Origin of the sequence: Rhizobium sp. CG4, from assembly GCF_023701965.1 — a bacterium.
In the GTDB taxonomy this organism is placed as follows: domain Bacteria; phylum Pseudomonadota; class Alphaproteobacteria; order Rhizobiales; family Rhizobiaceae; genus Agrobacterium.
In genome coordinates, this window is the sequence record NZ_JABAEG010000005.1 from 316495 (window position 1) to 337955 (window position 21461).

Genomic DNA, 21461 nt, shown 5'->3' on the forward strand with positions numbered 1-21461 from the left:
GACGATTTTTTATACAAAATCATCATTAAAAAATTATAAATAATAATAATAGGGTATTTTTGATATATTTATATTTTCAATATTATGAAAATATAAACTTATACATAAGCAGTACATAAGAGATCAATATTCTTTTTCGTAGAATATACCTGCCGCGCCACCGCCATCTGCGCCTGCTTCACCGCGCAGTTTGACGCCTCTGCCAACATCCAGATTGATCACAGCCTTTGCGCCTGAACTGCCACTCTGTTCCAGTTCAAGATAGGTGCGGTCATTGATGTATTTCCCGGCAGATACTTTCGCGTCACCCTTTTCGTCGGTGGAGATATCAAGATCATCGACGCCGAGATTGCTGCGCAAACTGTTGAACAGCGACGTGGAACGTCCACCAGCAAGCTGGCTTGCAGCATCGGCCAGACGGGCGATCTGAAGGGCAGACAGTTTCGACATGGACTGACCGAAAATAAGCTGTGCCAGCACTTCGTCCTGCGGCAGTGCCGGAGACGAGGAGAAGGTAATTGCCGGATCATTAGCAAGGCCTGAAACAGAGACGGTTATCGTTGTCGAACCGGAGGCCGAATCGGCGGCCATATCCAAAACTGGCACCAAGCCGCCACCGAATGTGATGTTGCCGGTGGTGAAGTCCAGTCGTTTGGTCAGGACTTCGAGCCTGCCACGCTTCATGGTGAAACCACCGGATACCACGGGATCGGCAGCGGTGCCGCGCACCACCAGATTGCCGGTCAGTTCGGCATCGACGCCGCGACCACGGACAAAAATGCCATTGGGCGCATTGATGTTGAGATCAAGTCCAATCGTGGAACTGCTGCCGTTTGACTCATCCGCCTGCATGCTATTCACCTGCGCTCTTACGGCGGGTGACGCGTTGCGGTGTTTGATGTCGATGGCGGTGAGCGAGGCGGGCAGGCGCTCGGGAATGGTAATGGCGCTCTTGTCCAAGGTAAGTGTTCCCGCAAGCACGGGATTGGCGAGCAATGGGCCTTTCAGGGTCAATGTGCCGCTGACAATAGTGGTAACCAGTGTGCCGTCATTATAGGCGGCGCGGTCTAGCACGATCGACAGATCGGCCGGGAAATTGGACGCTGGCGTGATACCGACCGAGCCGGATGCCGAAAGCGTGCCACCAGCCGCAAGCCTGCCGGACAAGCGCGAGATGACGGCGCGGTCCCGATCAAAGGTGATCGTAGCACCAAGATTGTTGATCGTCAGGTTTCTCCGCACATCGGTCAGCTGAGTGCCATCCGTTGAAACCGTGCCGGTTATCGATGGGGCTGCAGCGGTGCCAGATATATTGAGATCAATGTTGGCACTGCCTGTCACCGACAAACCCTGTTCGGCTGTTTGTGCCGCAACCGTTGCAAAGGGCAGATTACCCTTGAAGGCCAATGACAATGGCTGGTTGCCGGAGATACCAACTGAGCCGCCGCCGGACAATGACAGTCCGCCCTGACCGGTTAGTCCGGTTGTGATGTTCAGAAGATTGTCGGCAAATGTACCATTGGCCTTGATGCTGAGTGGTGAAAGGCCCGCCGCACGTGTCTGGCTTACAGCGGCGTTGTTCCAGCTAAGGTCATAACTGACAGATGGATTTGCCGCGGCACCTTTGGCGGTGACCGTGCCGGAGATATCGCCGGATGCGTCAAGACCACCGGCGAAGGCATTGGCAAGGCTGGCCGGCAAAGAACGGATAACAGCGTTGATATCAAGGTTTGAGCCTGCCGAGCCATTTACTTCAATGCGGCCATTGCCTGTCTGAATGGTGAGGCCGTTGATGCGCGCCGTACCATTGTCGACAGTGATATTGGTCGGTTGTGCCAGCTTGACCGGGATACCACGCGGAGCGGCGGAAAAGTCCCTGATAGCGACAGTCAGCGGTTGTTTGCCGGTATCGACGCTGCCGGATGCCAGAAGTGGCGCATTGTCGTATCGGGCATTGAGGTTGAAGCCTGTTGCGGACCCGGCATGGGTAATATCCAGCTTCAGTCCGCTGATGGTGTTTGCGCCGACATTTATCGCCTGTGCAGTCAACGTTCCCTGTGCCGCCAAGGCCTTCAGGTCGCTGACAGCGATATCGGCTGCGAGGTTTGAAATTCCATTCGTACCTTGGCTCAGCGATTTGCTGTTGGCCTTCAGAGTGATTGCCGTCGTTGTCGCATTGCTGTTGAAGACAGCAGTACCTTTCAAATCACCTGCGGCCTGCTGGGCTGCCAATGCGGCGAGCAACGAGACGTCAGGAAAGTCGAATACTAGAGTACCGTTGGGCTGGAAGGTCGGCGTAAAACGCAGATCACCTGTCAGGCTGTTGGGTCCGATGTCGACGCGCAATGACGGCAGAGCCGTTCCATTCTGGTCCTGAACCAGAGCGGCCTTAGCTTCGATTGGCTGGCCATCCAGCGTGCCGCTCGCCGCAATGTCTGCTTGCGGTGCTGCGGGGTCGGCCTTACCGCTTGCGGTCAGTGCAAATGCTTCGAGCGAACGCCCGGCCATCGTGGCACGGGCCGAGTTCAGGCTGGCCTTGAAATCCGGTGTAGCAAGCGGGCCTGTCGCTTCCACGGCAAAACCGGCTGCCCCCTGTGCGTTGGCCAGCAGTTTTTCGAGAGCAAGGAAACGTCCGCCGATCTTGGCCTGCACTATGCCGTTGTCGAGCAGCAGATTACCATTCGCTTCGACCAGATCCGAGCGAACGACAAGGTTTTCGAGGCTTGTTTTGCCGCCGATGACAGCGTTGACATATCCCTCGACCGCAATGGTTTTTTCGATCTTTTGTGCCAGTGCCTCAGGAAGGATCTGCGGCACTGCGAACAGGCGCAGATTTGCGGAAACGGTTTTGCTGTCCAGCGTATAGGTGCCGCTGGTGGTGCCGCCGATGCTGGCGCTTTCCAGTGTCGCGGCTTCAAAACCGATAGCCGTTGGAGACAGGCGCAACGGTGCCTTCAACGTGGCGGGTGCTTTAACCAAACGGTCGAGATCCGGGCTGACCAGCGCCGAACCATCAACGGAAACCCTCGTGTCGACCGTTCCGGTAAAGGCTGCGAGATTTAGGTCCTGGCTTGCCGCAGATAGCTTGATGCCATCCAGACGTCCCTGCGGAATTTCGACCGAGCGCAGTGCGGCGGCGACATTCAAGGCTGCAGCCTGCGCGTTGCCGCGCAACGAAATATCGGCGCCATCGATGAGAAGCCGTGCCTGACCACCATCCATCGGCAGGCGGAAATCAACCGGGCCATTGGTACCAATCAGGTTGGCGCTCAAGTCGTTCATGCCTTGCGGATCAACGGTGCCGGAGGCCGCCAGAAGCAGCGCGCCGGTTGTCAGATTTCCGGTTTCAATGTCGATACGGCCGTTCGGATCGAGTGCGACATTGAAGTCGATCTGCGTTTCGCCATTAAAAAGCTGGCGGTACAGCGGGGGCAAAAGCATGTCGGGCTGACCGCCACCTGTCAGCGCAATACGGCGCACGCCGGTATCGGCAAGTTTATGCTGGCCGGTCAGGCTCAGGATGCGATTGCCATCGACTGCGCCGACCAATTGGCCGCTCCAGTCGGACATTGGGCCTTGACCATCAATGTCAAGCGAAACAGCGGGGGCGCCGGGCAATGCCAGAAGGTTTGCCAGCATGCCGCCCTGTGGTTCGCTTAAATTAGCCTTGAGTTGCAGAACATTCTGCTCGGGCACATAGGTGAAATCGGCCGTGATGCCTGCCTGTGGCACATCCTTGCGGTGAATGGCGATGTTCGCAGCCATATCTCTGGAAGACGCTTTGGCACTGCCTGCCGCGGTCAATTCAAACGGGCGTCCAGCCAAGGCTTCACCAAGCTTGATGTCGTCGAAAGCAAGGTTTTTGATATCGACTGCAATCGGCAGCGAGAAACTACCGCTTTCCTGTTTTGCCGGTTGTTCAGATGGCAAGGGAGTGCGGTCAAATTCGATTGTGCTGGCTGAGACCAGATCTGCGCGGAAGGTGCCGGTGAGCAGCGCGGTTGGAGACCAGTCGACAGCAATGCCATTGATACGGGCATAGACCCCTTCGCGGTCGGACAGCACGACGCTGTCAAGGCGCAGATTTCCGGTAAGGAGACCCTGTGGGGCGGAAATCTCAACCTTTTGATCGGCTGTGGATGCAAGGGATGAAATCTGGCGGGCCGCAAATTTTGAGCCCGATGCGGTAAAGCCTATGAACGAGACAAACAAAACAAGAAACAGCACCAACCCTGCGGCGATGTATAAAACCCATTTTAAAGGTTGAAGCAGTTTCTTCATGGTGGTGTTTTGCCTTGTTTCAGACGAACTGCAGCACGATCAGAACGATTGACCGATACCGGCGTAAATGCCGTAACTGTTGCCGCCATCATATTTGTCGAGAGGCATTGCAACATCCAAACGCAATGGACCGAAAGGAGTTGCATAGCGTAAGCCGATGCCTGCGCCTGCTCTTATATCTGAAAAATCCGGTGTCATGCGGGTAGAAACCGCTGCCGCGTCGATAAATGGTACAAGACCGATTGTTTCGGTGATCTTGATACGGGCTTCTACGGAGCCAAGAACGTAAGAGCGACCACCTGTTGCATCGCCATTGGCGTTATAGGGTGAAATTTCCTGATAGCTGTAACCACGCACCGAGCCGCCGCCACCGGCATAAAAACGTCGAGTTGCAGGTACATCCTGAAGGTCACTTGCACCCACCAAAACGCCCGCGCCAAGTTTACCGGCAAGCACAACGCGATCTTCTTGTCCAAGTCCCTTATAGGCGGTGGCTGAGCCTTCAAAGGTCGAGAAGAATGTGCCGTTCATCGCTTCATAGCTGGGCTTGGCTGCAATGGCTGCACGGAAGCCGGTTGTCGGATCAAGCTTGTTGTCACGGGTGTCGCGCACATATTCCAGCGGTATGGATGTCGTCAGATACTTGTTGTTGCCATAGGCATCATCGGTATCCGTCCAGCTGACCTCAAGTCCTGCCGCTGCAGTATCGGTATCATTGACCTCATAACTGAAGCCTGCAGCACCTGTAATGGTCTTGGCTTCATAGGTGTCAGGATGCTCGGTCTTGGCAATAAGGCTTGCTTTGAATGTTGCCGAGGGATGGAAGACGCCTGGCTTCGTGAAGGTAATGCCTGCGGAATAATCCATGCCTTCGACGCTGGATGCCTCACCCAGTCGCGAAACAGAACCTTCGATGCGCAGGGTTTCCGCCTTGCCAAACAGGTTGCGGTGGCCCCAATAGCCTTGCAGGCCGGCACCTTCGGTTGTCGAGAATTGCGCACCGAGGCCGAAATAGCGGTGTTTTCCTTCGGACACTTCGATGGTCAGTGGCAAGGAGCCGTTGGCCGCGAGTTGCTCGGATTCACGAACTGTGACGCTGGAGAAGACACCAAGCTGGCGCAGCCGCTCGGATGCCTTGCGCAGGCTTTCCGGCGAATAGGGCTGTCCGGCATTCAGTCTGGAGTAATAACGAATAAAGTCCGGATCAACGCTTTGCTGACCCTTGATGCCGATCATGCCAACCGGTGCGACTGGCCCCGCTTCTGCCGCCATCGTCACATCAACGGTGTTGGTAGCGTGGTCGGCGACCGCCTGTCTTTTGGTCAGCTTGGCCAGCGGGCGGCCTTCGGATTTCAGCTGCTCAATCAGCTTTTCGCCACCACGGATAATATTGAGCGAGCCGGCCTTGCCGCCGCGCACCAGACCAAACTCTTCCAGGTTGCGCCCTGCGGCGTCACCTTCCAGAATTATGTTGCCGAGAGTAAACTCTGGGCCTGGTGTGATCTGGATATGCACAGGAACCGGCTTTGAATGGTCAAAGACCGGATTGGGGGGTAGATTTTCAATGTCCGTGCCAGCGATACTGACTTTGACGACACCGGAATAACGGGCATTTTCATAAAGAGAGGCGACGAGACGGTCGCGGTCGTCGCGCGCCTTTATGACGAGGCCAAGATCGCCCGATACGGGTTTGTCCTGATCGGAAATCAGAAACGACGCGTTTTCCAGATTTTCGTAGAACTTGGGATCAACGAGCGGAACATCCATGCTTGCGCTGTAGCGAACCGGATTGATGATCTCGAGTTCCGGTTCGTCTGATCCCCAAAGCGTAATGCCAAACAGCTTGAACGCGTTCGCTTCCCGCACAAACGCAGGGTATAAAACCACTGCTGCCGCAACCGCCAGTGCGGTGCCTGCCTTCCGGTACGCAATACTCAATCTCGGGTCAGTCCGTTTTGTCGGCATCTGCTACTTTATGGTTGAGCATTTATTATCGCTCTCACCGGTTTCCCGTTCGTTAATATAATAATCTAAGCATAAAAGACCGATTTTGATACGCAGAATCAACTTTTCCGATGTTTAAATGCAAAAGCCCCGGAAAACCGGGGCCTGCATTCTGCATAAATCTGCAATCGAGATTAGCAACGGTCTACGTAGCGGTTACCATAACGGTCACGGTAGTAGCATTTCCCAGGTTCATTGGCATTACCAATGAGCGCGCCGCCAACACCGCCGATAGCAGCGCCAACTGCTGCGCCGCGAACGTTACCGGTGATTGCGCCACCGAGAACAGCTCCGGAAACGGCACCGATTGATGCGCCTTTTTCAGTTTGTGTGCAGCTTGCGAGCGCCAAGCCAACCAGTGCAAATACGATGGCCTTCTTCATTTACTCTCTCCAACGTTACATTGAGCCTCAGCTCCGATAGGCGTCCCAGTTTTTTATGCGGTGACTGCTTGTCCTCCGACCGCTACGGATTGCTTTAACAATTCACCGTCATTTATGGAAGCCTGATTAGCTGGCTGATGAACCGGAATTGCCGACAGGTTTCAAACGCATGCTGCCGGTTTTCGTTCCAATCTTTTTCTGAATTTGATGTGAATCAAGTTCAAGCCATCGCGAAAGCGCTAAAAGAAGTATATTGGAATCGTTCAAAAGAGTAGGCGAATTGCCGCAGGCTATGTAAAGTTGGTCTGTCGGGGTTGACGGTTCGAAGGGGAGAACTCAAAACTCCCTCAAGAATTCTGGAGCAAGGCATGGATTTCGAGGCATATTTCAAGGGCGAACTGGACAGCTTACACACAGAGGGGCGGTACAGGGTATTTGCGGATCTGGAACGCCATCAGGGGCAGTTCCCGCGGGCCACTCGCTACAATGCAAATGGTGAAAAGCGCGACGTAACAGTCTGGTGTTCTAACGACTACCTCGGAATGGGGCAGAACCCGAAAGTTATCGAGGCCATGAAAGCGGCGATCGATCACTGTGGCGCGGGTGCGGGAGGCACCCGGAATATTTCTGGTACCAGTCACTATCACGTCCTGCTTGAGCAGGAACTTGCTGACCTGCACGGCAAAGAAGCTTCACTGATCTTTACGTCTGGCTATATTTCCAACTGGGCAACCCTTGGAACGCTCGGACAGAAAATTCCTGGTCTGATCATCTTCTCTGACGCGCTGAACCATGCGTCGATGATTGAAGGTATTCGGTATGGCAAGTGCGAAAAGGTCATCTGGAAGCATAATGATCTCGAAGACCTCGAGGCAAAGCTGAAGGCTGCTGATCCGAAGGCGCCAAAGCTGATCGCTTTTGAATCCGTCTATTCGATGGATGGCGACATTGCCCCGATCAAGGAAATCTGTGATCTGGCCGACAAATATGGCGCAATGACCTACCTGGATGAAGTGCATGCCGTTGGCATGTATGGTCCGCGCGGTGGCGGCATTGCCGAACGCGAAGGTCTGATGCATCGCCTCACCATCATCGAAGGGACGCTTGGCAAGGCATTTGGTGTAATGGGCGGCTACATTGCCGGTTCCACAGCACTTTGCGACTTCATCCGCTCGTTTGCTTCGGGCTTCATTTTCACGACTGCGCTTCCGCCATCATTGGCTGCGGGTGCCGCGGCGTCCATCCAGCACCTGAAGTCCAGCCCGTTTGAGCGTGCACGTCATCAGGACCGGGTTCGCAAATTGCGCACACTCCTGGATGCCAGCGGCATTCCGCACATGCCAAACCCGAGCCATATCGTGCCTGTCATGGTTGGCGATGCTGCCAAGTGCAAATGGATTTCGGATATTATGCTGGATAACCATGACATCTATGTCCAGCCGATTAACTATCCCACGGTGCCGCGCAAGACAGAGCGTCTGCGCATTACACCGACGCCGCTGCACAGCGATGCGGATATTGAGCATCTGGTGGGTTCGTTGCATCAGTTGTGGGCACGTTGCGCACTGGCACGTGCCGTCGCGTAAGATAAGGCTCAGCCTTAACTCGCTGAAACATTTGGAATGGCCGCCTCTCAGGCGGCCTTTTCTGTTTGGGCGATGTAATCTTCAGCCAAAATACGAGCATGCTGGTCTGCCGCGATAATGTCGTCCATGCTGTTTGCTGTGCGACCATCAGCCATTCGGTCCATCGCAAACTCGACGGCTTCAGCCATGTGCAGGAAACTGATCCGGCCTTCAACAAATGCATGGAAAGCAGTCTCATCAGCTGCACTCAGCACAGCGCCCTGCACACCGCCACGTTCCAGAGCGGTGCGGGCCAAACGCAATGCCGGGAAGCGTTGTTCATCGGGCGCTTCGAAATCCAGCTTGGCAAGTTTGGCGAAGTCCAAACGATCAACGTTGAGCGGCGCGCGCTCCGGGTAGGTCAGAGCATAAGAAATGGCGGTGCGCATATCCGGGCAGCCAAGCTGAGCAATCACCGAACCATCGTGGTAGCTGACCATAGAATGTATGATCGACTGCGGATGGATGATCACCTCGATCTGTTCAGCCGAAACATCAAACAGGAATTTCGCCTCGATCATTTCCAGCGCCTTGTTGAACATGGTGGCGCTGCCAATTGAAACCTTCAGGCCCATTGACCAGTTGGGATGCGCTTTGGCCGCTTCCACCGTCACGCCAGCCATTTGTTCCTTGGTCCAGGTGCGGAATGGCCCACCGGACGCAGTCAGCAGAATACGCTCCAGGGATTGGCGCGGATTTCCTTCAAGGCACTGGAAGATGGCGCTATGTTCGCTATCGACAGGGATGAGCTTGCCGCCGCCCTGCTTGATGGCGCGAATGAACACATCACCTGCCGACACAAGGCATTCCTTGTTGGCAAGTGCGATGTCAGCGCCGCGTTTTGCTGCGGTGATCGTTGGGGCAAGACCGGGTGTTCCGGCAATGGCCGCCATAACCCAACCGGCATCCATCTCGGCTGCTTCCGTCAGGCCATTTTTTCCAGCTGCAACTGCGATGCCGGTGCCGGCAAGCGCTACCTTCAGCGCTTCATATTTTTCATCATTGGCGGTGACGGCCAGCTTTGCGCCAAATTCCTTGGCCTGCGCTGCCAGCAGCTCGATATTATCCGCACCGGTCAACGCCAGTATGTCGAATGCGTCACGGCCGCCGAGTTGGCGCAGAACATCGAGAGTGCTGGTGCCGATAGAGCCTGTCGAGCCAAGTATCGTCAGGCTGCGTGGTGTGGTCGTGCCGGGTATCATCGTTGCAATCCGGTATCTTTTACGTTGTGATGGCTCTACCTGCGAAAACAGGACGGAACAAGAAGAAACCATCGCCATTGTTTTCCTGAACGGCGAAAGCCATATGCTGAAGAGCGGTAAGGTCAGACCAACAGGAGTTGCATGAACAGATTTATTGTTTCCAGTGGTTGGGTGTTTCTGGCGTCTATTGTCCTGGTTCTGGTTTTCATGCCGTTTGATGCCGCTCTTTCCGAGAGAGCGCAGGGCTTGCCGGGCAGGGTTGTCGGCTTCAACAGTGCGATTACCGATCTCGGTACATTTCGGTGGATGCTTTATTCATCGGGTTTGGTGATCATTATCGCCTTCATTGCCGGAAAGGTTTATCGCAACAGTACCTATGTTGGGAAATTACGCACCGGTTACAGGCTGTTTTTGTATTTCTTCCTGACAATTGCCTCTGCCGGAATTCTGGTCCATCTGCTCAAGTTTCTGATTGGTCGGGCAAGGCCGGAACTGTTCAGTGAACTCGGTGCCTTCAGCCTCACACCTTTTGCAGGTCAATGGTCTTACGAGAGTTTTCCATCCGGCCATTCGACGGCTATCGGAGCGCTGTGTGGCGCGCTTGCCATGCTGACCCCGCGTCTGCGGCCGGTCTTTCTCCTGCTTGCCCTCATCATCGGAATTTCACGCGTCATCGTTGGGGCGCATTATCCGAGTGATGTCGCTGCCGGTTTGTTGCTTGGTGTGTGGACGGCCATGGCCTTTGCCTTTATCTTTGCGCGTTACAACTGGTTGTTCCGGTTTGATGAGAAGGGCTGGCCACAGCCCAAATCCGTTTTTGCTGCGAAAACGGCCGATAGGGCGCAGTGACTTGCAAGACGTCTGGGGAGTGGAATGAACGTTCAGCAGAGCCTTTCCGATAATCCTCCAGCCGTGCGGGATTTGGAAACCACTGTTGCGATTGCCGGTGGTGGACCTGCGGGAATGATGCTGGGTTTGCTGCTTGCGCGCGCTGGTATTGACGTCACTGTGGTTGAAAAACACGGCGATTTCCTGCGCGATTTTCGTGGCGATACCATCCATCCATCAACGCTTGAGGTGATCGAGCAGCTTGGTTTCATCAAGGAATTTCTGCAGCTACCGCATACGCGAGCTGAAAAGCTGCATGCACAGATCGGGGATGACACCATCACCATTGCCGATTTCTCATGGTTGCCGGTCAAGAACCGCTTCATTGCTTTCATGCCGCAGTGGGATTTCCTGAACTTTCTGGCAGGCAAAGCAGGGCAATACGAAAACTTCCGTTTGTTGATGAATGCGCCTGTTACTGGCCTGTCGATAAAAGACGGTCGCGTTTGCGGGCTGGAGGTCTCAACACCGGAAGGCGATCTTGTCATCAAGAGTGCGCTTGTCATTGGCGCCGATGGTCGAAACTCCGTCGTGCGAGACAAGGCCGGCCTTGAGGTTGAACGGTTTGGAGTGCCAACCGAAGTCTTGTGGATGCGACTTTCCAAACAGCCGGGTGATCCCAACGAGACGATGGGACATGCTGGCCCCCAGCAAGGTCTGGTGTTGATTGATCGCGGTGACTATTGGCAATGCGGTTTTGTGGTGCGCAAGGGTACATTTGCCGAACTGCAACATAGGGGCATCGAAGCATTTTGGGATGCAGTTGCGTCTGTCAGTCCTCTGCCGAAGGACAGGATGCGGGAAATTGCGTCATGGGATGATGTGCATCTACTGACCGTGCGGATCGATCGTCTGAAACGCTGGTGGCGACAAGGTCTGCTTTGTATTGGTGATGCCGCCCATGCCATGTCGCCGATTGGCGGTGTCGGGGTCAACCTTGCCATTCAGGATGCGGTTGCTGCCGCCAATATCCTGACACCTGCACTGAGTAGCAGAGGTACCGTCTCAGATAATGACCTTGCAGCTATTGAAGCACGACGCTCTTTCCCGACCAAAGCTACGCAAAAATTGCAATTGATGATGCGCAGCCGACGAAAGGCACCGAAAGCCAACGCGGGCAAACCATCGGGACCGCCAGGTTTTGTAAAGGCGATCATCAAATTCCCGCTTCTTGCCCATTTGGCCGGTCGGTTGATTGGCCTTGGTTTCCGGCGGGAAAAGCTGAAATAGGCTATACCGTCAGCGCGATTGATAGAGCTTGTGCAGAATTGCAGCGGTGCCTTGCGCACCGTTGAGATCAAGGTTCTGACTATCAGGTGATGGAAGCGCCAGTGCCTGTCTGATGGCATCTGCCATGGCCGGGCCGGAGATTTGGTCTTCTTGCAGGACATGGGCTAGCTGTAACTTCGCCAGCCGCTCGGCACGGGCGCCCTGTTCGGTTTCACCGCCGACAGCGAAGGGAATAAGAAGCGAGCGGCATTTTGCCCGCAAAATATCGCAGACCGTATTATAGCCCGCCTGAGAGACCGATAGTTTTGCCGCTGACAGCAGGCTTGGAAAATCCTTGCGGAAACGGAAAACGGAAACCTTGTCACTGGCCTGAGCGGAAATCGCGTCGAAGTCTGCCTGCGGCATGTTAGGGCCTGTTATCAGGCACCAGCTGTTTACATCGTCAACGATGTTTGACGCTTCCAATGCACTTTTGATGAGTTCCGCACCGACGGCGCCACCGCCTGCGGAAACGACCACGTCATACTGCTCTGTTGGTTCTGGCGGCGGTTCAGGGGCAACGAGGCCAGTGTAAACCACGCGTGCGGAAATCTCGTGCGCGAGCGGGAACGTTTCCTCAAGCTTAACGAAATTCGGGTCGCCATGAACAAGAATGGTGTCGAAGTGTTTTTTGACGAGTTCGATTGTTTCTTCGTCACGGCCCGGTTTGTTGCGTTCCTGTAAGATATCGCGCAGCGACGTCATCAGCAGTGGGCGTGGCCGTGATTGTTCGATGGCTTGCAGCAGTGGCAAAAGCTCAAACCGTACCTGCCGTCGACCGAACGGAAAGGCCTCGATAATAACGATATCCGGTTTCACCTCTTCGAAGGTGTTTAAAAGCAGGGTGGTGCGCAGCTGCTTGAAGCTGTCATCGACCGCCTTACCGTTGATATCGACCAGACCGGAAAAACCGCTATCGCCAACGGCAATCGGCGGCAATGCCACATGCTTCAAACCGTCAGCCGGAAAACCGGGTACTGGCAGACCGCCGGTGACCAGCGTCACATCAAAACCGTCTCTCTGCATGGCGTTGGCGACGCGACTTGCCCGCGCAATGTGACCGATGCCGAGCAAATGCTGGACGTAAAATAAAACGCGTGGTCCCGGCGTGGCGGTTTCTGTGGTCATACGCCTTTTTCCCACTCTTGTTCGAACAGCGATTTGAGATGGGCAATGCTGGTATTGTTATCGAATGCGGTGCGCACTTTCTGCTCGGCGGCAACACCAAGTCTTGCGCGCAGGGCGGGATCAGTGATCAAGGTATGTAGTGCTGTGGTGAAAGCGGCGACATCTTCCTGATTGGTCAACAGGCCGTTTTCACCTGAGATGAAGAATTCCGGGATGCCTGAAATGTTGGTAGAAAGACAGGCGAGCTTCTGGCTAGCAGCCTCAACCAACACGTTCGGCAGACCGTCGCGGTCACCATCCTGCGTGATACGGCAGGCAAGTGCGAAGAGGTCGGCTTTGCGGTAATGGTCCAGAACCTCCTTCTGATCCATCGCGCCTTTCCAGGTCACCCGGTCAGCAAGTCCAAGCGAGTTTGACAAAGCCTTGAGGCTTTCCAGCTTCTCACCTCCGCCGATGTGAACGAGTTGCCAGTGCAGAGAAGAGGGCAATGAGGCCAGCGCTTTCAGCAGAATATCGATGCCCTTTTTCTCGACGGCGCGACCTACACTCAAAATGGTGATCGGCCGGGCAGCATCCGAGCCGTCATTGATCGGACGGTCGGCATCAAAATGCGGAAAACGTGTCAGATCCAGCCCGTGATAGCTTAAGTGAACCGTGTCCTTCTGCCGGGCCATATTGCGCAAATGCTCATAACCGCTGGCGGTGCAGGTAACCGCCCAGCGCGCGCTGTTGAGCTTGCCCGAGAGATCGTGGTCGTTGGACGTCCAGATATCCTTGGCATGGGCAGAGATCGTCCAGGGAATATCTGTCAGAAGATGGGTATAGGCAGCGACAGAGGCGGGCGTATGAATGAAATGCACATGCAGCCATCCGCCATTGTCTGGCCACTCGGCAGCAAGAACGGCTGCCTGACCAAAGCGGCGAATACGGTTGCGGTTCACGTCATGGCGAAAATCGCACAGAAAGCGTTTAAAGGCTTTGCCAAATCCGGGGCGTTTGCGGCAGGCCCAAAGCGCCCGCAAAACCCTTATCGGTTCTTCATGCAGATATTCCGGCAGGTAAGAAACCGGAGCCTTGATTTCATCATGGACGGGATGGCGTTTCTTGTCGGTAGGACGGCGCATGGCGACCAATTCCAGCTCCAGCCCGGCTTTCTCCAGCCCAAGCAATTCCTGTGCAATGAACGTCTCAGAAAGCCGCGGATATCCCTTCAAAAGGACGACGATTTTTTTCTTGTCGCTCAAGCTCTTACAATCTCTTTTTTCTCGGAAGGCTATCGGTTGCTTTGTGGTGTTCAAAAGCGCTTAGCCTGTCGCCTTGGCGGCGTTGATGTCTTCGCTGGCATGCAGCCATTCTGCTATTCTGCGCGAAATGTTCTGCAAACCATCGAGCTGTAAGTTCTGGGAGTTAGCAGAGGGCGGCTGTCGGTGTGGCAGGGCCTTCAGCGCCTCTGCCATCAGCTGAGGATTTTCTGCTTCTTCCGGCAACAGCATGTCCAACAGGCCCAGCTCCTTGGCGCGGCTGGCGCGGATCAGCTGTTCTTCGCGGGGCACGACGCGCGGCACGATGAGAGCCGGTTTGTCGAACGAAAAGATTTCGCAAACGGTGTTATAGCCACCCATGGAAACAACGGCCTTCGCGCCGGCAACCAGATCTTCCATACGGTTGTCGAACTGGATGATTTCCAGATGCGGGATGTGGGCAGCCTTGCTCAACAGCCTGTCGCGTTGCTCGGTGGGCATGTAGGGACCGAGAACAACAAGCGCCTTGTGGGTCAGTGTCTTGTCATAGTCATAGGCGTTTAGAACATCATCAATCAGTTCGCTGCCATCACCGCCGCCGCCGGTCGTAACGAGGATGTAGTCATCCTTGGGGCGAGGGTTGTCGATTTCACTTTGCGTTTGTGAGCGTTGCAGAAAACCAACGAACTCCATGCGATCGCGTACAGCTTGCGGCACGTCGAGGCCATTGAGCGGATCGTGGAAATCGGGCGGCCCGTAGACCCAGACATTGTCGTAGAATTTCGCAATCTTGTTCATCACATCATTGCGTTTCCATTCGACATCAAGAAGCTGTGGCGCATCCATGACGTCGCGTAGGCCAATGACCAGCTTCGTGCCTTGCGATTTCAGATATTCAAGCGTTTCCTCGACTTCGCCGCGCAGGCCCATTGGCTCCTTGTCAACGATGAAGACATCCGGCTGGAAGCTTTCTGCGGTGTGGCGAATGATCGACCGGCGCATTTTCAGCGTGTCCTGAAGGTCGATATGACGATCCAGCGACGTGTATTCGCCATTGCGCAGCTTGATGATACTGGGAATTTTGACGAAATCGACGCGGGCGCGATAATCGAAAGCCCCGGCTATCGTGGCGCCGGAAATGATCAGCACGTTCAGGCCACGGTAGTCTTCTACCAGCGCATGGGCAATCGTGCGGCAGCGGCGCAAATGGCCAAGGCCGAACGTATCATGACTGTACATCAGGATGCGTGCATCGTTCAGACGGGATGTCACTGAGAATGCCTCATGGTGTTTGGACAGATGATGGCGAGGTGCCGGACTACCGGTTTTTGCTTATTTGAAAGGATCTGCAGCATCTCGTAGACCGTCACCCAGAAAATTGAAAGCCAGTATCACAAGGACAACCGGTAGCGTTGGTAGCAGGAGCCAAGGATATAACGCAATAACGCTGACACTGCGCGCCTCAGTGAGCAGAATTCCCCAACTTGTGATCGGAGGGCGCAAACCAAGGCCGAGGAAGCTGAGGGCAGTTTCGCCAAGGATCATGCCGGGGATAGTCAGTGTTGCAGAAGCGATAAGATGCGACATGAAGCCGGGAATAAGGTGCAGGCCAATAATGCGGCGGGTGCTTGCACCCATCAATTGCGCAGCAAGAACATAGTCTTCCTCGCGCAATGCCAGCAGTTTGGAGCGCACCGCTCGTGCAAGTCCCGTCCAGTCCAGCATGCCGAGAATGACGGTGATGCCGAGATAAACAAGGATTGGGCTCCAGGTGACCGGCATGATTGCGGCAAGCGCCAACCACAGCGGAATGCTTGGAATGGACTGCAGAACCTCAATGATGCGCTGAACGATCAGGTCGAATACGCCACCGCGATAACCGGCAAGACCGCCAATCACAATTCCGAGAATGAAGCTCATGGTCACGCCAAACAGGCCGATTGTGAGCGAGATGCGTGCGCCGTAGATGATGCGCGACAGCACGTCACGCCCCAGCCGATCTGTTCCCAAGAAAAAGAACTCGCCGTCTTTGGCAGGGCAGACCAGATGCGTATTGGACTCGAAAAGCCCCCAGAACCGATAGCTGTCGCCACGGCAGAAGAACCGTAGCTGCTGAATGTCGTTGGGGTTGTCAGTATAGACGCGTTTCAAATCTTCCATTTCCAGCGACATGGTCCGTCCGTAGACGAAGGGACCAATAAATTCGCCGTCATGGAACAGATGCACGCTTTGTGGTGGCGCGTAAATCTGCTCAACATTTCTGGTGTGCAGATTATAGGGTGCCAGAAACTCCGCAATGATGATGGCGAAATAGGCCAGAATCAGAAAGATGCCGGAAAACAGCGCCAGCTTGTGCTGTTTGAACTGCCACCACATCAGCTTTAGCTGTGAGGCCCGTGCAATCCCAGCCATGCCGCTGGTGTTCGGTTCGACCAGATAGGGATCGAATGGCGCGGTTGATACATAATGCTGCAACGGTTCACCGGGACCGGGAATAGGCGCGCTCATTTATGGCTCCCTCCGCCCAGGCGAATACGCGGATCAAGGATGGCGAGTGCAATATCCGACACCAGAACACCGATGACCGTCAGGAATGCCAGGAACATCAGGAATGACCCGGCCAGATACATGTCCTGACTTTGCAGCGCTTTGATGAGCATCGGTCCGGTGGTTTCCAGAGACAGCACGACGGCGGTGATTTCCGCGCCTGATATGATCGATGGCAGGATTGAGCCGATGTCGGAAATGAAGAAGTTGAGGGCCATGCGCAGCGGATATTTGGTGAGAACGCGAAACGGGTGCAGGCCCTTGGCGCGGGCGGTGACGACATATTGTTTCTGCAACTCATCCAACAGGTTGGCGCGCAGTCTGCGGATCATGCCAGCCGTTCCGGCGGTGCCAATGATTAGAACCGGGATCCACAGATGTTCAAGAATGGATTTGAACTTGGCCCAGCTCATCGCCTGACCGAGATATTCGCGGTCCATTAGATGGCCGATCGATGTGCCGAACCAGATATTGGCGAAATACATCAGAATCAACGCGAGCATGAAGTTGGGAATGGCAATGCCAAGCAGACCGAGGAATGTCAGGCCGTAGTCACCCCAGCTGTATTTGTGGGTTGCCGAGTAGATGCCGATAGGGAATGCGAGAATCCAAGTGACGATAATGGTCACGAATGAGACGAGAACCGTCAACCAAAGACGGTCACCAACCACGTCACTGACCGGCAACTGGTATTCGAACGAATAACCGAAATCTCCAACCAACATGCCCGATACCCAGCGCAGATAGCGGATCGGGGCGGGCTGGTCAAAACCGTAGCGGATGCGAAGGTCTTCGATTTCCGCCATGTCGGCGGTCTCGCCCATGGCGCGGACCTCTGCGACATAACTTTCAAAATAATCGCCGGGTGGAAGCTCGATGATCGTGAAAACCAGCATGGAAATCAGGATCAGCGTCGGGATCATGAATAGGATGCGGCCGAGAATATAGCGCAGCATATTATGCCCCTTCCCCGTACCAGAATGTATCGGGCATATAGACACCAAGGTAGGATGTCGGGTCGTAACCGAACAATCCCTTCGACGGAATGTTGTTCAACCGCGATGAATGCACGAGCGGTTGCAGCGCGCCATTCACGGTGCCGATCGAAAAGACCTGCTGAGAATAAAGTGACAACATCTGCTGCCAGATTGCGGTGCGGTCTTCGAGCGTAGTGCTGGTTCTCCACTGTTTGAGAAGTTGCAGCAACTGGTTGACCTCGGGTAGATCCGGCGCTTTGCCCTCGCGGCCGCCAGACAGGTAGTGCACGCCCCATAGTGGCCATTGCAATTGATCTGTGTCGGTGGGAGCAAGACCTGATGGCAGCATTTCCGCTGTCGGAATGCCATTGTCCATGCCCATCCACACAGCCATCGTCACTTCGCCACCCATTGCGCGGCTGCGGAATACGTCGCGCTGTGTAACGCGAACAGAAAGTGAGATGCCGACGTCTTTCCAGTGATCGGTCACCAGTTCCATCACGTCGGTTTCGAGCGTGCTTTCACCTGAGGATTCGACAACGATATGGGCAGGACGACCATCGGGCAGCAGGCGTATGCCGGATGAATTTCTGGCCTGAAGACCGGCTTCGTCGAGAAGCGCATTTGCCGCCTCTGGATCAAACTGCGCCCAGGCTTGCGCAAATTCCGGCTTGTAAAGCGGGCTTTCCGGCAGCACCGTATCAGAGCTTTCCGTGCCCAGACCATAAAAACAGGCCATATTGATTTCGTGGCGATTGATGGCAATCGACAATGCGCGCCGCACCCGAACATCCTGAAACAGTGTGCGCCATTGGCTGTCACCGCAGGTCAGGTTTGGCAACAGGGCAATTCGCGATCCTTGGGTACGCTTCCACAGATTGACCTTGAGAGGGTAACGGTTTTCCGCATCCTTCAGGAATGTGTAGTCGGAGAAGTCCAGGCCGAGCAGCTGCAGGTCACTGTCACCGGATGCGGTTTTGGCTGCGATGATTTCCGACGAGGAAACGTTGAGGACAAAACGGTCGAGGTAGGGCAGCTGCAGGCCGTTTTCATCGATGCGATGATAATAGGGATTGCGCTCAAAAACGAACTGTTCGGCTGGCGGTGCAGTCAGCGGACGCCAAGCATCCAGCGTCGGCAGATCAGGGTTTTCCGGCCGGTTCTGGCGCGACATCTTGATGTGGAGGCCGCTCCAGTCATCAACCTTGTTTTTCTTGATAAGGGCCGCAAGTTTTTCAGGTGTCTGGTACTTGCTGTGGAACTGCTTCATGTAGGCGGAAGGCAGATACAGGCGGGCCGGTGATGGTGCCGCCAGCTTGGCAAGAAAGTCCGGATTTACCCCCTGCCAGGTATAACGAACGGTCAGTTTGTCGATAATTTCGACGGTTGGTGGCTGGTCATGCACCTTTAGGTCGATGGGCGGGCCGCCCTTATGGATTTCCTTGTTCAGCGCCACATCTTCCCAGAAATAGCGGAAATCCTCTGTCGTGAAGTCACTGCCATCGGACCATTTATGGCCTTCGCGCAGATGCAGCGTAAAAATGCGGCCTTCGGATATGTCGTAGCTTTCGAGAATATCAGGCTGGAAACTGAACTTTTCGTCGTAACCAACCAGACGGGCATAGGCATTGATCGGCATCAGGCGGGTATCGCGTTGCCCACCAATCAGCATTCGCACCGAACCGCCGTGTTTTCCGGGCATGCGTCCAAGTGATTTTAAGTCGAGGACGCGGGGATTTTTTGGCAGACGATTGGCAATGTCAGGCAGTTCGCCGGCCTGTACTTTCTGCTTGAGGCTTTCCGGTTCCACCAGCGCGGCACGGGCGGTCGCCGGGACAAGAGCCGAAGCAAGCAGCATCAAGGTGGTGCGCCGGGTTATCATGAGCGCAACTCCGTTACGTCGACATTGCGGTTGGCAAGCACGACATGTCCATTGCCCAGGTCAGCGGGCGCGAGACCGTGGCTGCCTTCCGACTGGAACTGGCGGCCCCAGCTGGCACGGTTGGTAAAGCCCGATTTTCCGAGTTTGGCATAGTCCAGCGGACGATCCAGATCAGGGAAGGGGACTGCTGTCAAAAGTGCCTTGGTGTAAGGGTGAACCGGGTTCTGCATCAGGATTTCACGCGGGGCGATTTCCACGATGCGGCCGTCGCACATTACGGCAACGCGGTCAGCCATGTAGTCGACCACGGCCAGATTGTGGGAGATAAACAGATATGTCAGCCCCAGATCCCGCTGCAAATCCTTCAGTAGATTGAGGATCTGCGCCTGTACGGAAACGTCAAGCGCTGACACAGGCTCGTCGCAGATCAGCAGTTCAGGCCCCAGTGCCAGAGCACGGGCGATGCCAATTCTCTGTCTTTGGCCACCGGAAAAACTGTGCGGGTAACGATTAAGGGCACTGTCACCAAGTCCGATGGCTTTCAGCAGCGCACGCACAGCTTCTTTCCGAGTGCTGGCATTGCCGCGATTGTGGATTTCCAGCGGTTCACTCAAGATATTGCCGACAGTCATGCGTGGTGACAGCGAGGACACCGGATCCTGAAACACCATCTGGATTTTGGTACGCAATGTCTTGAGGTCATCGCCGGCGGCATTCAGCACATCGATATCGCCGGTATCATCATGGAAGGTGACGCTGCCGGCATCGGGCTTTACGGCACGCATCAAAATCTTGCTGACCGTGGTTTTGCCACTTCCGCTCTCCCCCACCAGACCGAGGCACTCTCCACGACGAATATCGAAACTGACATTGTCGACGGCGAGGGTTTTGGTCGCAGCGGCTTTTTCAAACCAGCCGGCTTTGCGAATGGTGAAAGACTTTTCGATGTTATCCACCGAAAGCAGGACGCCGTCCTTCTTGTGTTGCTTTGTGGTGCTGCGCCCGATCAGGCTGTGTTTGTCGATAGTGACTTCACGCAACGCCTTCAGCCGCTCGCCCGGCTTCATATCGAAATGCGGAACGGCCGCCATCAGTCCCTTGAGGTAAGGATGGGACGGTGAGCGGAAAATCTCGTTGACCGGGCCGGCCTCCATGATCTCACCCTGATAAATCACGGCAACTTCGTCGGCGATATTGGCAACGACGCCGAGATCATGGGTGATGAGCAACATGCTCATGTTGAGACGTTCCTGCAGGTCACGCAGCAGTTTGAGGATTTGTGCCTGGATCGTGACATCGAGAGCCGTCGTGGGCTCATCGGCAATCAACAGGGCCGGGCGGCAGATCAGTGCCATCGCAATCATCGCTCTTTGCCGCATTCCACCCGATAGCTCGAACGGGTACATGTTGCAGACTTTGGCCGGGTTAGAGAAACCCACCAGATCAAGTGTATCGAGCAATGTTTCGTAACGCTCTTTTGGCGAGAGCGTCGTGTGAATTCTCAAGGCCTCATCTATCTGATTGCTGATTGTGTGCAGGGGCGAGAAGGATGTCATCGGCTCTTGAAAGACCAGGCCGATACGGTTGCCGCGGATGGAGCGCATTTCTCGCCCATCTTGGGGAAGCGATAACAGATCGACCGGGCCTGCCGATTTCTCAGTGTCATTAAACAGGATACGGCCGCTGGTATGTGCTGTTCTTGGGTGCAAACCCATGATGGTCTGGCCGAGAACGGATTTTCCGGAACCGGATTCTCCGACCAGTGCGGTGACCTTACCCGGCAGGATGCGCAGGCTGACATCGCGAACGGCATCTATGGTTCCACCCATCAAAGAAAACGAGACGCGCACATTTTCAACGCGCAGCAAATCGACGCCTGTTTTCATGCCAATGGGTTCCCTGTCTCGATCCTTTTGTTTACCTGTAATACGAATGGGTAATCAGGATGTTACAGTCACGTTATCGCAGGGCCATTGGTCTGTCTATGCTTGCGTATGGGCAAAAGCGGAATGACGTTACATCCGCATTTGAACG

14 protein-coding genes are annotated in these 21461 nt (G+C 55.0%); 3 read left to right on the forward strand and 11 right to left on the reverse strand.

Going from position 1 to position 21461, the window contains the following annotated elements:
- Positions 1 to 123: 123 nt before the first annotated feature.
- The 3 genes from HGO37_RS16820 to HGO37_RS16830 form a co-directional block, all read right to left on the reverse strand.
- The gene (locus HGO37_RS16820; protein ID WP_250984308.1) at positions 124 to 4281 is read right to left on the reverse strand and encodes a translocation/assembly module TamB domain-containing protein; all 4158 of its coding nucleotides are present in this window, start codon (positions 4279 to 4281) and stop codon (positions 124 to 126) included.
- Between the two features lie 39 nt (positions 4282 to 4320).
- Complete coding sequence (locus HGO37_RS16825; protein WP_250984309.1) at positions 4321 to 6246, reverse strand: autotransporter assembly complex protein TamA; 1926 nt, start codon at positions 6244 to 6246, stop codon at positions 4321 to 4323.
- Between the two features lie 173 nt (positions 6247 to 6419).
- Positions 6420 to 6668 (reverse strand): YMGG-like glycine zipper-containing protein, encoded by a 249-nt coding sequence (locus tag HGO37_RS16830; protein WP_192490377.1) that lies wholly within the window; start codon positions 6666 to 6668, stop codon positions 6420 to 6422.
- 368 nt (positions 6669 to 7036) lie between these two features.
- Between HGO37_RS16830 and hemA the strand changes: the two genes are divergently transcribed.
- Positions 7037 to 8254 (forward strand): 5-aminolevulinate synthase, encoded by a 1218-nt coding sequence (gene hemA / locus HGO37_RS16835; protein WP_250984310.1) that lies wholly within the window; start codon positions 7037 to 7039, stop codon positions 8252 to 8254.
- A 47-nt stretch (positions 8255 to 8301) separates the two neighbouring features.
- Here hemA and HGO37_RS16840 read toward each other — a convergent pair whose 3' ends face one another.
- Positions 8302 to 9495 carry a 1-deoxy-D-xylulose-5-phosphate reductoisomerase gene (locus tag HGO37_RS16840; protein ID WP_250984360.1) on the reverse strand — a complete coding sequence of 398 codons (1194 nt, stop codon included), beginning with the start codon at positions 9493 to 9495 and terminating at the stop codon, positions 8302 to 8304.
- A gap of 141 nt (positions 9496 to 9636) precedes the next feature.
- Here HGO37_RS16840 and HGO37_RS16845 point away from each other — a divergent pair, with 141 nt between their 5' ends.
- On the forward strand, positions 9637 to 10344 hold the full coding sequence (locus HGO37_RS16845) for a phosphatase PAP2 family protein (RefSeq protein ID WP_250984311.1): 708 nt from the start codon (positions 9637 to 9639) through the stop codon (positions 10342 to 10344).
- A gap of 24 nt (positions 10345 to 10368) precedes the next feature.
- On the forward strand, positions 10369 to 11613 hold the full coding sequence (locus HGO37_RS16850; protein WP_250984312.1) for an FAD-dependent oxidoreductase: 1245 nt from the start codon (positions 10369 to 10371) through the stop codon (positions 11611 to 11613).
- A gap of 9 nt (positions 11614 to 11622) precedes the next feature.
- On the opposite strand, the gene HGO37_RS16855 is transcribed toward HGO37_RS16850, so the two are convergent.
- The 7 genes from HGO37_RS16855 to HGO37_RS16885 are packed head-to-tail and all read right to left on the reverse strand — an operon-like array spanning position 11623 to position 21313.
- Complete coding sequence (locus tag HGO37_RS16855) at positions 11623 to 12780, reverse strand: glycosyltransferase family protein (protein WP_250984313.1); 1158 nt, start codon at positions 12778 to 12780, stop codon at positions 11623 to 11625.
- The gene (locus HGO37_RS16860; RefSeq protein ID WP_250984314.1) at positions 12777 to 14024 is read right to left on the reverse strand and encodes a glycosyltransferase family 4 protein; all 1248 of its coding nucleotides are present in this window, start codon (positions 14022 to 14024) and stop codon (positions 12777 to 12779) included. Before HGO37_RS16860 ends, HGO37_RS16855 begins: the two co-directional genes overlap by 4 nt.
- A 60-nt stretch (positions 14025 to 14084) precedes the next feature.
- Positions 14085 to 15293: a glycosyltransferase family protein gene (locus HGO37_RS16865; RefSeq protein ID WP_250984315.1), complete on the reverse strand. Its 1209-nt coding sequence runs from the start codon at positions 15291 to 15293 to the stop codon at positions 14085 to 14087.
- Between the two features lie 60 nt (positions 15294 to 15353).
- Positions 15354 to 16529 (reverse strand): ABC transporter permease, encoded by a 1176-nt coding sequence (locus HGO37_RS16870; protein ID WP_250984316.1) that lies wholly within the window; start codon positions 16527 to 16529, stop codon positions 15354 to 15356.
- On the reverse strand, positions 16526 to 17524 hold the full coding sequence (locus HGO37_RS16875) for an ABC transporter permease (RefSeq protein WP_192490368.1): 999 nt from the start codon (positions 17522 to 17524) through the stop codon (positions 16526 to 16528). The genes HGO37_RS16870 and HGO37_RS16875 overlap by 4 nt, the downstream gene beginning before the upstream one ends.
- A 1-nt stretch (position 17525) precedes the next feature.
- Complete coding sequence (locus tag HGO37_RS16880) at positions 17526 to 19427, reverse strand: ABC transporter substrate-binding protein (RefSeq protein WP_250984317.1); 1902 nt, start codon at positions 19425 to 19427, stop codon at positions 17526 to 17528.
- Complete coding sequence (locus HGO37_RS16885) at positions 19424 to 21313, reverse strand: ABC transporter ATP-binding protein (RefSeq protein ID WP_250984318.1); 1890 nt, start codon at positions 21311 to 21313, stop codon at positions 19424 to 19426. The genes HGO37_RS16880 and HGO37_RS16885 overlap by 4 nt, the downstream gene beginning before the upstream one ends.
- Positions 21314 to 21461 lie beyond the last annotated feature (148 nt).